General features: G+C 67.8%; 10 protein-coding genes. 5 read left to right on the forward strand and 5 right to left on the reverse strand.

All coding sequences use genetic code 11. The annotated features are described in order from the left end of the window. Positions 1–252 precede the first annotated feature (252 nt). Entirely contained in the window at positions 253–1,470 is a 1,218-nt protein-coding gene (locus Q0Z83_RS39185) for a glycosyltransferase (protein ID WP_317788402.1), read from the forward strand. A gap of 181 nt (positions 1,471–1,651) precedes the next feature. After that, positions 1,652–3,232: a hypothetical protein gene (locus Q0Z83_RS39190; protein ID WP_317788403.1), complete on the forward strand. Its 1,581-nt coding sequence runs from the start codon at positions 1,652–1,654 to the stop codon at positions 3,230–3,232. Between the two features lie 11 nt (positions 3,233–3,243). On the opposite strand, the gene Q0Z83_RS39195 is transcribed toward Q0Z83_RS39190, so the two are convergent. From Q0Z83_RS39195 to Q0Z83_RS39210, 4 genes are read right to left on the reverse strand one after another with little or no spacing between them, the layout of a single operon-like run. Continuing rightward, a complete protein-coding gene (locus Q0Z83_RS39195; protein ID WP_317788404.1) occupies positions 3,244–4,566 on the reverse strand; it encodes a lipopolysaccharide biosynthesis protein in 1,323 nt (440 codons plus the stop codon). After that, on the reverse strand, positions 4,563–5,939 hold the full coding sequence (locus Q0Z83_RS39200; RefSeq protein ID WP_317788405.1) for an O-antigen ligase family protein: 1,377 nt from the start codon (positions 5,937–5,939) through the stop codon (positions 4,563–4,565). Before Q0Z83_RS39200 ends, Q0Z83_RS39195 begins: the two co-directional genes overlap by 4 nt. 26 nt (positions 5,940–5,965) lie before the next feature. Beyond that, positions 5,966–6,733, reverse strand: a complete 768-nt coding sequence (locus Q0Z83_RS39205) for a GumC domain-containing protein (protein ID WP_317788406.1) — start codon at positions 6,731–6,733, stop codon at positions 5,966–5,968. Between the two features lie 38 nt (positions 6,734–6,771). Then, positions 6,772–8,196 carry an exopolysaccharide biosynthesis polyprenyl glycosylphosphotransferase gene (locus tag Q0Z83_RS39210; RefSeq protein ID WP_317788407.1) on the reverse strand — a complete coding sequence of 475 codons (1,425 nt, stop codon included), beginning with the start codon at positions 8,194–8,196 and terminating at the stop codon, positions 6,772–6,774. A 617-nt stretch (positions 8,197–8,813) separates the two neighbouring features. Between Q0Z83_RS39210 and Q0Z83_RS39215 the strand changes: the two genes are divergently transcribed. Further along, a complete protein-coding gene (locus Q0Z83_RS39215) occupies positions 8,814–9,842 on the forward strand; it encodes a hypothetical protein (RefSeq protein WP_317788409.1) in 1,029 nt (342 codons plus the stop codon). Positions 9,843–9,953: 111 nt separating this feature from the next. On the opposite strand, the gene Q0Z83_RS39220 is transcribed toward Q0Z83_RS39215, so the two are convergent. Further along, the gene (locus tag Q0Z83_RS39220) at positions 9,954–11,021 is read right to left on the reverse strand and encodes a hypothetical protein (protein WP_317788410.1); all 1,068 of its coding nucleotides are present in this window, start codon (positions 11,019–11,021) and stop codon (positions 9,954–9,956) included. Between the two features lie 478 nt (positions 11,022–11,499). Between Q0Z83_RS39220 and Q0Z83_RS39225 the strand changes: the two genes are divergently transcribed. Then, positions 11,500–12,171, forward strand: coding sequence for a hypothetical protein (locus tag Q0Z83_RS39225; protein WP_317788411.1), 672 nt, complete (start codon positions 11,500–11,502; stop codon positions 12,169–12,171). Between the two features lie 311 nt (positions 12,172–12,482). Further along, on the forward strand, positions 12,483–13,721 hold the full coding sequence (locus tag Q0Z83_RS39230) for a vanadium-dependent haloperoxidase (RefSeq protein WP_317788413.1): 1,239 nt from the start codon (positions 12,483–12,485) through the stop codon (positions 13,719–13,721). The last annotated feature ends 149 nt before the right edge of the window (positions 13,722–13,870 follow it).

The following is a 13,870-nucleotide window of genomic DNA, read 5'->3' on the forward strand; positions in this document are numbered from 1 at the left end:
TGCAATAGAGCGGGAGGAACCCGCCCGGTGATTATTCACCCGGAGAGCCCGCGGAGGTCCGACACTACGTGCCCGGAAATCGAATGATCGGACTAACTCGCACCGGTGAATTCCGGGCCGGACCCGGCGCAGCCGCATTCACTCCGGATTCCTCCGCTACCCGCCGGGCGAATGTCTCGTTAAATGACGGTGACGTCGACCGTCCGTAAGCGATGCCCGCCGTACCCCGGCCGGGCCGGAGGGATCCTTTTGTTGCGCTCGTCCAGACATCAGACCGCAGGCCGCGGAAGGCTCGGCGTCTACGTCGACACGGTGGTCGACATCAGCCATCGGGACGAGATCCACACCGTACGGACGAACGCGGCGAGCCTGGCCTTCCTGACCTTCGTCTGTGAGGTCGGATCACGATTCCCCGGCCTGACGATCTTCGCCAGGCAGTCGGGCGACGCGGGCGCCGACTTCGAACTGCCCGGCCGTCCGGGCCTCGCCGGTCTGCCCTACTACCCGTCGCTGTCGCCCCGTGCCCTGGCGGCCAACGCCCTCACGACGGTACGGGCGATGTGGCGGCATCTCGACGAGGTCGACCATGTCTGGGTCTTCGGGCCGCATCCCTACGGTCTTCTGCTCACGGTTCTCGCGACGGCCCGGCGGCGGCGGGTGACGCTCGGCGTCCGGCAGGACACCGTTCACTACTTCGCCAGCCGCATCCAGCCGGGAGCCCGGCGTACCGGAGTCATGCTGGCCGTGCGGCTGCTCGACGCGTCCTGGCGCCTGCTGTCGCGCAGACTGCCGACGACTGTCGTCGGCGCCGGCATCGAGAAGGCCTACGGCGGACCCCGGACCGGGTTGTACCCGATGAGTGTCTCGCTGATCCGGCAGCGCGATCTCCGACCGGCCGGCCCGCGGCGTGAGCTGACCGGCCCGATCGAGCTGCTGGCGGTCGGCCGGCTGGCACCGGAGAAGAATCCGATGATGCTGCTCGACGCCCTCGCGATGCTGCACTCGCGTCACCCGGACCGCTTCCGCCTCACCTGGGTCGGTGACGGCGAACTGCGGTCGGCGGTGCGGGCCAGGGCGGCTGAACTCGGTATCGGGGATGTCGTCTCGCTGCCGGGATTCGTCCCGATCGGCGAGGAGCTGATGGAGTACTACCGTCGCGCGGACCTTTTCGTCCTCACCTCGGTCACCGAGGGGCTACCCCAGGCTCTCGTCGAGGCCCAGGCGAACGCCGTCCCGATCGTGGCGACCGACGTCGGAGGGGTCGGCGTGGTCCTCGACAACGGCCGCGCCGGCATTCTGGTGCCGTCCGGCGACGCGACGGCGCTGGCCGAATCGATCGACGGTCTCGTCGCGGACAGCGCCCGCCTGTCGGCGCTGGTGGAGCGAGGGCGAGAGCTCGCCGAGACACGGACCCTGGAGGCGACGTCGGCTTCGGCGGCCGCCTTCCTCGCGGCCGGAACCCGGCAGTGAGCCGAGGAACGAGCGCCGGCGTCCGTGGACGCGCGAGCGTGGGTTGATCCGCGACCTCACCCACCGGCCAGAGCCACCACCCCGCAAGGCGCCAAGCCTTCGATGCCGAGATGAGGTCCGTCGCGTCGTGCATGCACGAATGGAGGCCGCGCCCGCTGTCCAGCCGAGCCGGTCGTCACATTTGAGTGGATCTCGACTGAGGAAGCGGGAAATCTTCGTCTGGCTGCTGGCTGCCGTCGTCTACTACGCGGCGATGCTGTACGTGGTGGGGTCGCCACTGCTGGACAACGACAGCTACCAGTACCTCAGCGTGGCCTCGAACATCCTGACCGGGGACGGGATGACCACCGACATCCCGTTCTTCGAGAGCGAACTGCGGCACGGGGTGGTGCCCTCGTCCGTGACGACGTTCCCGCCTGGCTACCCGATCACCATCGCCGTCCTGCAGACGCTCGGCCTGGGTCCCCAATCGGCTGCGGTAGCCATGTCGATCACATCCGGCGCGCTGACCGTGGCGACGCTCGGCCTGATCTGCCGGCGCCTGCGGATGGACCCGCTCATCTCGCGTTACGTCCTGTTCGCCTTCGGCGCCAACGCGAGCACTCTCACGTACTCGATCAGCATTCTCTCGGAGTCCCTGTTCACCCTGCTCGTGACGGTTGTGATCCTGGCCTTCCTGGCTTCGCGGGCGGTCGGCGACAATCGGACCGCGTGCGCCATCGCGACGTTGAGCGGAACAGCCGTCGGGGTCGCCACCTGGGTGCGGTACGCCGGCCTGTTCGTGTTCGCCGGGATCATCCTGGCCCTGCTGATGGAACTGGCCACCTCGCGTACGCGCCGAGCCTTCTACAACCTGATCTCCGTGGGCGTTCCGGCCGCGTTGCTCATCGCCCCCTTGATCGCCAGAAACGTCCTGCTCACCGGGACCTGGCAGGGCGGGAACACGGTGGCCAGCGAGGACGGCGCGGCGCGGACGCTGATGAAGGGAGCGACCGGGCTGGCGTGGCTGGCCGTGGGCAACGGCACGACAGCCGTCGCGGTGGCCGCACAGGTCACCGTCGCGATCGTCGCGGTCGTCGCCCTGACGAAGCTGCGCAGCTGGCCGCACATGCCCGACCTGAATCTGGTCGCGACGGTCCTCGTCGTCTACATCGCGGCGATCGTTCTCGCGTCCCTGAACTCACCCATCGACATCGGCGCCCGCCTGCTGTTCCCGGCGCTGCCGCTGATCTCGCTGACCGGCGGACTCGTCGTCTGGCGGCTGCAACGCCGGAGCCACCGCCGCCTTCGGACCGTCGCCTCGAAAGTACTGGCGACAGTCGGCGTGTGCGCCTACTTCATCTCCGGCTGCACCTGCCTCGACCTGCCCTACTCCCCGCCGCACCACGGCGTGGAGGCGAAACTGGCCGCGCCCCTGGAGGACGGTTCCCGCGTGATCGACTGGTTGGCCGCCCGGAACGCACCGGGGGTTCCGGTGATGGCGACCGAGAGCCAGGCGACGTCGTACGCCCTGCACCGGCCGGTCGTCGGGATGGCCGAGTCCAGGTACAGCAGCACCAGGTGGGACGAGGCGACCGTGGTGAGCGTGATAAGGCAGTACCGGGCCCGCTACCTGATCCTGTACACCCACCCGGACGAGGTCAGCGGGCGAAGCGTCCAATCAGAATCGCCCTTCCTCGCCTCTCTCCTGGCCGGGCGACGGGCGGCCGGCTTCGTCGTCGCCGCGCGGAGCACGGAAGTGATCATCTTCGAGTCGCGCTGACCGGCCGCGGCTCAGCCCTTCCGGTTACGCACTACCCGTACCAGATGCGCGATGTCGGTCTGCTGCGGCAGCAGCGACCGGTACCGCATGCCGAGGGTCCGATGGGCGAGGCCCAGCGCGACGATTCCGCAGACCAGATAGCCGACCGCGGAGGCGAAGGCAGCGCCGGTCGCGCCGTACCGCGGGATCATCAGCACGAACATGACCATCGCGACCGCGAATCCGGCGGTGTGGGCCGACGATTCGAGGATCGGCCGCCGCTGAGCGACAAGTGCGGTACCGAAGATGTTCAACGCCATCATCCCGAAGGCGCCGACGGCCAGAATCCGGAGATCGAGTACGGAGTCCGCGAACTCCGAACCGAAGATGGTCACGCAGAGGAACGGGGCGGCCAGCATCGTCCCGCCGACGATGACCAGCACGAGGACGGCACAGACACGGAAGATGCGCGCCGCCTGGCGACCGGCGTCAGCCGTCGAGGCCCGTAGCAGGTCCGGCCGGAAGGTCACGCTCACCGCCCGGGACAGGTGCACGATCCCGTCGAACCACGCCGCGGCGACGCTGTAGGTGCCGAGCTCGCGGGCGTTGCCGAGGGCGCCGACCAGCCAGTGGTCGAGGCGGTAGGTGCCGGTCATCATGACGCCGCCGACGTGGCTGCGCAGGCCGAACCCGAGTACCTGCCGGAGGAGCGGTGCCGACGGAGCGGCGAATCCGGACGAACGGCCGACGTGGGCCACGAGCAGCCCGGCCGAGACGGCGAACCCGATCGCCCAGTTCATGATGGCGACGCTGATCGTCAGGCCGTCCATCGCCGCGAAACCCAAGTTCAGGAGGAAGGTGACAAGTGGCGCGCTGATGAAGCCGAGGCTGGCCATGGCCAGGTCGTACGCGGCCCGGGCCAGGAACAGGAAGTAGTTCTGCAGGATCCAGATCGGGATGGCACTGATCGCGATCATGACGTCGACGTCGGCGAATCGAATTCCCGGTGCCGGTACGGCCCGGAAGACGACCCAGGCCACCACCGCGCCCAGCGCGCCCAGCGCGCCGGCGAGCACCACACCGGCACCGGCGAGAGCCGGCCGCTTCTCCGGGTGCGCACCACTGATATTGATCATGGCTTCGTACGCGCTCAGGCTGGCCAGGAACGCGATCAGGCCGGACACGGTGGTGAGGAAGGCGATCTCGCCGCGGCCGGTCGCGCCCAGCAGGCGCGCGGTCAGTACCACGTTGGCCAGGCTGACCGCGGAGGCGACCACGTACGACCCGTAGGTCTGCATCGCCGCCCGCAGCATCGACGGGCGGTGGTCCTCGGGAAGGGTCTGTGCGTCGGTCATGCCCGGGAACCCGATCCTGCGACAGCTGCCGCCCCCACCCGTTGCTCACGGCGCCGATGTGTCTCGCTGCGCGCCAGCGACAGCAGGATCGGTCCGATGGCCAGCAGGATCCACAGCCGGAAGTCCCGGGCGATGGTGAGGAACGCGGCCGACCCGAGCATCGAGACGACGGCCACCGCCACACTGCGGCTCAGCACCGCCAGGTCACGCCGGCCGGCCGAGGTGAAGTCGCGACCGGCACGCAGCGAGCACCAGGTGCAGAACACGACGATGGCGAGGAACAGCGCCAGGCCGATCACTCCACTGTCCACCCACAACTGCAGGTAGGTGTTGTGGGCCACCAGCGGCTTCTCGGCCACGGCGGAAGCGTTCTGCACCGCGCCGATCTCCAGCGCGACAGACGGTTTGTGCACCTGGAAGTTGTCCAGGCCCAGGCCCACGAGCGGACTCTCCTGCGCCAGGTGGAGCGCGGCCCGCCACAGATCCTCCCGGCCGGACCCGCCGTCGCTGGAGACCACCATCCGTTGCCACGCCGGCGGGAAGGAGTAGAACCACAACGCGGCGGGTGCGGCGGCACAGAGCGACGCCGCGATCACCCGTCCGATCACCTGCCTGAAGATCACCAGCGCGGCGATCAACGCGACGCCGGCCGAGATCACGACCATCCGGGACGCCGTGCCGGCCGCGGCCGCCGCCAGCGCCAGGATCGCCACCGCGATCACCGACCGGACCCACACACGACGCACCGCACACGCCAGACCGAACGCCAGGATCGCCGCGGCGACGAGCCCGGCGCACAACACGTTGGGGTCCCCGGCTGCACCCGAGACGCGGTTGTCCAGGCTGTTCAGCGGGTCGGCGGAGGCGGAGGCGGTGGAACGCAGGACGATCATGCCGATCACGGCGGCCAGCGTGGCCGACGCGACGAACGTGGCCACCAGGGCCAACAGCCGATTGATCGACGTGATGCGGGTCAGCACCAGGCCGAAGACCGCCAGCGGGATCGGCCACCACCGGTACTCCCGCAGGGTGGCCATCGGTTCGGCCGCCCACAGCATGGTCGCGCCGAACCACACGTACATCGTGATGAGCAGGACGAACAGCCAGCGGAACTCCCGGATCCGCTCATCCATGATCGACCGCCGCCGGATCGCCTCGACGGTCCACGCGGCGACACTCAGCACGAAGCCCAGCCTCAGCAGCGCGCCACCGGCCGCGCTGGCGTTGATGAACACCGCCGGCAACCAGCAGAGCAGACCCACCGTCGGCTTGAGGAAGCAGCAGGCGGCAAGGGCCACCGCGGCCAGAGCACCGACCGCGATCTGCTCGTCGAACCCGACCAGCACCCCGAGTGCCATCGCTGAGCAGATCACAACGGGCAGCGTTCGGACTGCTGCCGTCACTTGTCCCAGCCATCGTCGTCCGGTGCGTACCCCGGCGCCCGCATCTCGTCCTCGGGTCTGGTGCCATGGGTTCTTGCCCATGCTCCGGCGACGGCAAGACAGAGACCGAGGACCACCGACAACGCGATCTTGTACGCGGCCTTCAGCCCGACCGGGGAGGTCGGCAGACTCGCCGGTTGATCCGTCGACAGTGACGGATCACCGGTTCGGATGATCAGCTCCAGCCGTGCCACGGTGGCCGCACTCGGCTTGCTCGTGGTGCCCGCGGACATCTTGGTGCGCAGGTCGAGCATGGCGGTCGCCCGTTTCCTGATCTCCGAATTCCTCGTCGCGAGGGCGGTCTCCGCGAACGTCGTCGCCAGCCGGGCCGCGTCGGCGGGCGAATCGGCCTGCGCCTTCACCTCGACGACATAGCTCTGTCCCAGCGGTTCGAGAACGACGCTCTGATCAACCGACTCCGGGCTCCAGGGAGCACCCAGCCGGGCGGCGGTGGCCGCCACGGCGGCCGGTGTGTCGAGCACCGCGACAGCCGTCTGCACCGACCGCGCGGGCTCGACGGATCCGCTGATGACGCCCAGCTCCGACAGATCGGCGTCGGCCGGGACCGGCGCGACCAGGATGTGTGCGGACGCCTCCCACTTCGGCGGCACGACCAGAACGTAGACGGACGTCGCGGCGACACACGCCGCGATCACCACGGCGGCGAACCTCCAGTAGCGGACGATGCCGCCCAGCGTCAGCGCCGGCACCGGCGCCGCGGACACTGGTTTTGTGCTCGGTTTGGCCTTGAGCTGGGAATTGATCACAGGGGCACGCCTAAATCGACTAGGTCCGGGGGAAGGGAGTCGTCTTGCTCGGAGCGTGCGCTGGGGCTGCCGGGCAGGGCCAGCGCCCGATGTGCGCCGGCGTTCTGCCACTGACGGTCGAATACCAGGGTCCGGACGGTCTCCAGGAGAATCACGCAGTCAACCGAGAACGAGCGGTGCTTGATGTAGAAGAGGTCGTAACAGACCTTCAACGCGGAGCCGGCCTCGGAACCCGCGTAACCGCCACGAACCTGGGCCCAGCCGGTCAGGCCCGGCCGTACGAGATGACGGACGTCGTAGTACGGAATCGCCGCCCGCAGGCCTTCGGCCAGAGCCGGTTGTTCAGGTCGTGGCCCGACGATGCTCATGTCGCCACGAAAGACGTTGATGATCTGCGGCAGCTCGTCGAGGTGGGTCCGTCGCATGAACCTCCCGATCCAGGTGACCCGGGGATCCGAACGTGACGACCACTGCTCGCGCCCGCCGGTGGACCGCATGGAGCGCATCTTCAGGATCTCGAACGGCCGGCCGCGCTCGCCGATCCGCATCTGACGGTAGAGGACCGGGCCGCCGTCCATTTTCACCAGGATGGCGAGGACGAGAAGCACGGGCAGGGCGAGAAGGCCCGCCACCGAACTGACGACCACGTCGAGGATCCGCTTGCTCCGGGGTATGCCCGTTTGATAGCTCGGGTGCAGCACCGATTCGAGCCAGCGTGGCTCCATCGCCGCCAGCGCGGTCAGCCCGAACGTCTCCTCGCAGTACGAGACCAGTTCGAGCACACGGACCTTCATGTCGAGACAGTTGACGGCCAGCAGTTCGAAAGCGGAACGACGAGCCTCCTCCGAGGAGACCAGAAGGAGATCGATTCCGTTCCGCTCGATGATCGCGGGCAGCTCGCTCCTCGCTCCCAACCGGTCGGCGTCGCTCTGGAGCGGGTCGGCTGATCGGTCACCGACATATCCGACGACCCGGCCGACCGACGGATGCGCCGCCAACGCCTGATTCAGCGCCGTGACCAGCTCGGAGTTGCCCAGCAGCGCGATCCGGACCGCTTTGTTCCTCGGCCGCCGGAGGAAGGACAGCAGAACGATGCCCAGGCTGCCGGCCACGCAGACCATCGCGAACTTTCCGGTCGGAATGTGCGTTCGCCGAGCGACCAGTTCCGAGGCCAGCGTCATCGCCAGGAAGATCAATGGCCCGCTGGCCGGCACCAGACGCTTCGCCAGCGGAAGGAAGTGGGCGAAGGGACGACCGCACCGAACGATCAGAATGGATACACACATGGCCGCCGTGACGGCCGGGGCCTCATCCCAGGTCAGTGACTCGGTGATGGCGGCAAGCCCGATCGTGGCGACCGAGACGAGGGGTGAAATTTCGATGCCGCCCATGTCCAGTGCGCGACGGAATCGTTCTCGCAAGGCGACGTACTCCTGGTTCCGGTACTTGGCACGGCTCGATCGATGAACTCACGGGCCGGACGTCGACGCTTTCGATTTTATTGTGCATGGCGGCACCACTCCGATACTGTTTCTCCATCACATTTCACTCGGCCGGGATCAGCCGAGCGGCCGATGCTGCTCATAGCCGGTTGACCTTGATGAATTGAAGGTCAATTCCTCGGACGGAGATCAGTTCGCTCTTCTCGCCAGGCCGATAATGGTTGTCCGCGGGTAAACAGAACCGCGGGGAACACCGTTTACCAACGAAGCCCGGGTGGCGCGGTGACGGTCGATTCGGCGATGGCCCGGCCGAGCCCGACGAAGAGGACCGGTGGCCTGCGGCCGACCACTTCCGCGGGTCACCCGGAACCACTATTTTCGGACCCGTTCGAGTGGCTTTCGCCCGAGATCGCCTTACGGGAAGAGATGATTGGGTCTTTCCGAGATCCCCGGGCGCGCTGCGCCCCCGTCGCTCGTAGGAATTTCAAGCCTTGAATATCGAGGAGCCGCGCCACCTGGAGCCGGAACTGCCGGGGCCACGGTGCGCGTGCAGTGGGAAACGGTCCACATTCACGCGATCCACACCGGGCCGGGTCATGGCGGGTTTGCTCGTGGTCTCACTGGCCATGTTGACGGTCGTCGAATGCCACGGGTCGACCGACGCCCCGAAAATCGTCGAGGACAACCTGGACCCCCGGATCGGTGGGCGTCTCTACTCCGCCGACAGCCCGTTCAACCAGGCCATCCCGGCGGATCCCCAGTTGGACCCGAAGTCCGCGGAATATGTGAAGCTGCTGGGCCGCAGCAAGAAGGAGAAGGGCTTCGTCCTGGCCCTCAAGGAGTGGACCGTGCCGGCCTACTTCGCCAAGCCGGCCACGAAGCGCAGCGACGTGCGGATCACCGGCTTCGACGAGGTCCGCCGGATCATGCGCGGCGTCCCGATCCCGGACAACGCCCGTCCCGACCCGGCCGAGGACGCTCATCTGTCGGTGATCGACCCGGCCACCCGCTGCGGATACGACCTGTACGGCGCCGAGAAGACCGCGACCGGCTGGACAGCCAAGTGGGCCAACGTCACCTCGACAGCGGACAGCGGCATCTACCCGTCCGGTCTGTCGACCCGGGCCACCGGTTTCGCGCCGCTGGCCGGCATGATCTGGCCCGCCGAGCTGCGCAACGGTCGTATCGACCACGCACTGGTCTTCGCCTACCCGTACACCCGATCCGGCGGGCCGGTGGCCCCGGCCACGTCCAGCGACGGGAAAACGGCGCTGGCCTCGGCTCTGCCACAGGGAGCCCGGGTCCAGCTCGACCCCGATCTGGACCTCGACTCGCTGGACCTGAGCGCTTACGAACGGACGATCGCCGAAGCCCTGCAGCGGTACGGAATGTTCCTCGGCGACACCGGCGGCGCCCTGGCCCTGTACGGGGTCAACCCGCAGAGCTTCGACACCAATCCGTACGCCGGACTGCTGCCCGACGAGCCGTCCGTGCCGCTCGACAAGATCCCGGTCGACCGGTTCCGGGTGCTGAAGACCGGCAAACAGCTCGAACACAAGCGCTACTCGATCGTGCCGTCGACCTGTGCACAGATCCAGGTCATCGGCAGCCGATCCGAGTCGTGAACGACGAAAGCCACCGCCGCGTCCTCTCCGATCCGCATGGACCGTGGACGCGACGGTGGCTCCCTTGTTCCAGCCCGGCCTATCCGTACCGGCCGCGGTGATGTCCCGTCGTCAGTTGACGACGTCGATCCGGGCGCAGGTCGACGGCACGATCGAGTAGCGCGTCTGTGCTACCTGCTTGCCGGTCTTGAGGACCCGGAACCGGTCCACCGGGATCTTGTTGAGGAACGTGTAGGGGTCGTCGGGCACCAGACCGGCGTACTGGTCGGTGTCGAAGCTCTGCGGGTGCACCCCGTAGAGCGAGAGCGCACCGCCGGTGTCACCCAGGAACATCCCGTAGCGCTGCAGGGCTTCGGCGATCGTCCGCTCGTGAGCGCTCAGACCGAGCGAACCGAGGTTCAGCTTCGGGTCGAGCTGGACCCGCGCACCTTCCGGCATCGCCGCGGCCAGGGTCGTCGTGCCGTCACTGGAGGTGGCCGGGGCCACCGGTCCACCGGCCCGCGTGTACGGGTAGGCGAAGACCAGCGCGTGGTCGATACGACCGTTACGCAGCTCGGACGGCCAGATCATGCCGGCCAGCGGCGCGAACCCGGTGGCCCGGGACGAAAGGCCGTACGGGTAGATGCCGGTGTCGGACGTCGAGGTGACGTTGGCCCACTTCGCGGTCCAGCCGGTCGCGGTCTTCTCGGCGTCGTAGAGGTCGTACTCGCAGCGGGTGGCCGGGTCGATCACCGTGAGGTGGCCGTCGTCGGCCGGGTCGGGGCGGGCGTTGTCCGGGATCGGGACGCCGCGCATGACCCGGCGGACCTCGTCGAAGCCGATGATCCGCACGTCGCTGCGCTTCGTGGCCGGCTTGGCGAAGTAGGCCGGCACGGTCCACTCGTCGAGGGCCAGGACGAAGCCCTTCTCCTTCTTGCTGCGGTTCATCAGCTTCACATATTCCGCGGACTTCGGGTCCAGCTGCGGATTCGCCGGGATGGCCTGGTTGAACGGGCTGGTGGCGGAGTAGAGGCGCCCACCGATACGGGGATCCGCAGCGGCCGACTGGAAATCCGTGACACCGGCCGCGCCGGCACCGGCCGCCGCGTCGGCGGTACGGGGAACCATCGTGACCGCGCTCGTCATCGCGAGCAGGGCCGCCAGCACCGGACCGTATTTACGCAGCTTCCGACGACGCAATTAGCTTCTCCCCCGCTTATCCAGCCGCGTTTCGGCCGGGCATGTGAAAGAGATTCAGGGTCGGAGGGTGCGCGGCCGGTACCGCGCCCGGTGCCGTCCGGTTGCGGCCGTCATCGCCGGTTGGGGCGGAACAATCGCGCGCGGACGAGCGCCGGACAGATCGATATCGGGTCGGCCGAGAACCGTAAGAAGATCATCTAATTGCGAATGAAGACCTTCGAGAATCGGCTTTTCTGAATAGGGACTCCCGGGGGCGAGGGGCGACAAAGAACCCGCAATCAACCCGGTAAACTACCTCCGAAAAAGCATCCGCCGACTCGGAGACATACCTCGGAATCCCACCCGCTGAAACGGAGGGAAATTCACGTCATCGATCGGTCGGCCGACGATCGAATGACGAACCGAGCAGGAGTCGGCGGCCTCGAACCGACGGCGCCGGAATCAGGGCCGATCGGATCCAACCAAGCAGGAGAACAAGATGATCAGGAAACTACTCCCTCGGCGGACCGAGGAGTTTCTCATCGCGATGACACTCGTGACCGGACTGACCGTCGGTTTCGCATCGAGTGCGTCCGCCGCGGAGTCCCCATCGGTCGTGGGACGATCCTGCTCCTTCGGCGAACTCGGCCGGCAGGTGTTCACAGTCGAATCCGCCTCGGTGTCATCCGTGGTGACCCATTTCAACACCTTCAACGTGACCACCGGAACGTTCTCCGAAAACACCTATCGCCTGAACCTGGTAGACCGCGTGGGCACGACCATCAACGGCAACCAGGGCGCATCCGCGGCGCTCTCCGACGAGGTGACCCGGACGGTCGGGTTCTCCGTTCGCAAGGACCAGGGCTCCACCATCACTCAGGACACCACGGTGAAGTGGAGGTTCAGCAGCCCCGGCTACTACGGCCTCTACAAGGGCACGAGGCGGGTCAGCGGAACTTTCAGCCAGGCGGTCTGCCGTCTCGGCTGGGGGTACCCGAAGTATGAGCGCTGGGGCGGCGGCACCTACACCACCTTCGGCCCCGTCGAGGAGGGAACCGTCCTGTGCAGCGATGTCCTCCCGCCCCGGACGGTGCGCAGGGCGGCACAGGCCATGCTCGGTTGCAGCGCGCCGACGGCCGGAAGGCCCGCCCCCAAGGCGGCATCTCGCTGACTCGGCCCCTCCGGCGAGAGCCGCCTCGCCGAAGCGAGTACCGATCCGGCGATCCGGCGACCCGGCGGTCGCCGGGCCCCCGTGACGCCAGGACGACGAAGCGGCGGCATCATCGGTGCCGCCGCTTCGGAGCGGTGGCGGTGATGCGGGCCCACTCAACGAGTCGGGAGGCGAAGGCGGCGACCGACTGTCGGATCACCACCTGAACGCCTTCGCCACAGCTACCCACCGATACAGTCCCCAGAGTGCCTCGAAATTGACTTTCATCAATTCGATGATCGACTGGGGGAGCCATGAGACGTCATGTGGGTATGGCCACCGCGCTGCTCTTGGCAGCGATCTCGCCGCTCGGCGCGACACCGGCCGACGCCACCACGGGGACGGCGAACTCCGTCGTCAGATGGGACCGAAACGCTCAGACCGCGATCTGGGACGTGGCCCAGCAGCAGCCCTGGGAGCAGGGCCGTAGCTTTGCGATGGTCAACGGCGCCGTGTACGACGCGGTGAACGCCATCGCCGGCAAGCCGTACCAGCCGTATCTGATCGCACCGCGGACCACCGGCCGCGAGTCGACGGACGCCGCCGTCGCGACCGCGGCCTACCGGGTGCTCGACGCGCTGTTCCCCGCGCAGGCGGCCCGGCTGAGCGAACAGTACGGTCAGGAACTCGCCGGGATCCCGGAGGGCCGGGCCAAACAGGGCGGGATCGAGGTGGGTACCCGGACGGCAGCCGCGATGATCGCCGCGAGGCGGAACGACGGATCAGACGGCGACCAGCAGTGGGTGATCGGCACGAGACCCGGCGAGTGGCGGCCGACGCCGCCCGCCTTCACCACCGCGGGCGGGATGACCCCGTTCATCCGGCCGTATCTGATTCCGAACGCCGCGATGTTCCGGACGGCGGGGCCGCTGTCGCTCGGCAGCACCGGTTATAGCGCCGATTTCAACGAGATCAAACAGGTCGGCGGAGTGAACAGCTCCGCACGCACGGCGGATCAGACCGAGGCCGCGATCTGGTGGCACGACCGGCATGTGACCGAATGGGAGATCAAACGGCAACTGGCCCGGAATCAGCGCCTGTCCGTTCTGCAGACCGCCCGGATGTTCGCGATGACCGACCTCACCGTCGCCGACACGGGCATAGCCTGCTTCGACGACAAGCGCGCGTGGAGCTTCTGGCGGCCGGTCAGCGCCATTCAGCTCGCCGACACCGACGGCAACCCGGGTACGGCCCCGGACCCGGATTGGATGCCACTGCTCGTCACCCCGCCGTTCCCCGACCACCCGTCCGGCCACACCTGCGCCACGGCGGCACGCATGGCGATCTGGCGCACCGTCCTGGGCAGTGACCGGATCGCCTTCCACGCCTACAGCGAGGCGACCGGCACGACCCGCTACTTCCACAGCTTCTCCGAGGCCGTCGCCGAGGTGGTCTCCGCCCGCGTCTGGGGAGGGATCCACTTCCGTACCGCGAGCGTCCAAGGCAAACAGTTGGGCGACGCGACCAGCGCATACGTATCGGCTCACTACTTCAAGAGACTCCACGGCTAGCCTGGCCGCGCACCAAGGGAGCGTTCTCAACCGTCACGGCGGTAGGCGAACCGAAGCCACACGCCGGACCACCGTGATGCGGGATCGCCGAGGGCTCGGCCCCGGCGCAGACAAGACGAAACGGCCCCCTGGTCGCATTTCCGCGACCA

The organism is Actinoplanes sichuanensis (assembly GCF_033097365.1).
Taxonomy (GTDB): domain Bacteria; phylum Actinomycetota; class Actinomycetes; order Mycobacteriales; family Micromonosporaceae; genus Actinoplanes; species Actinoplanes sichuanensis.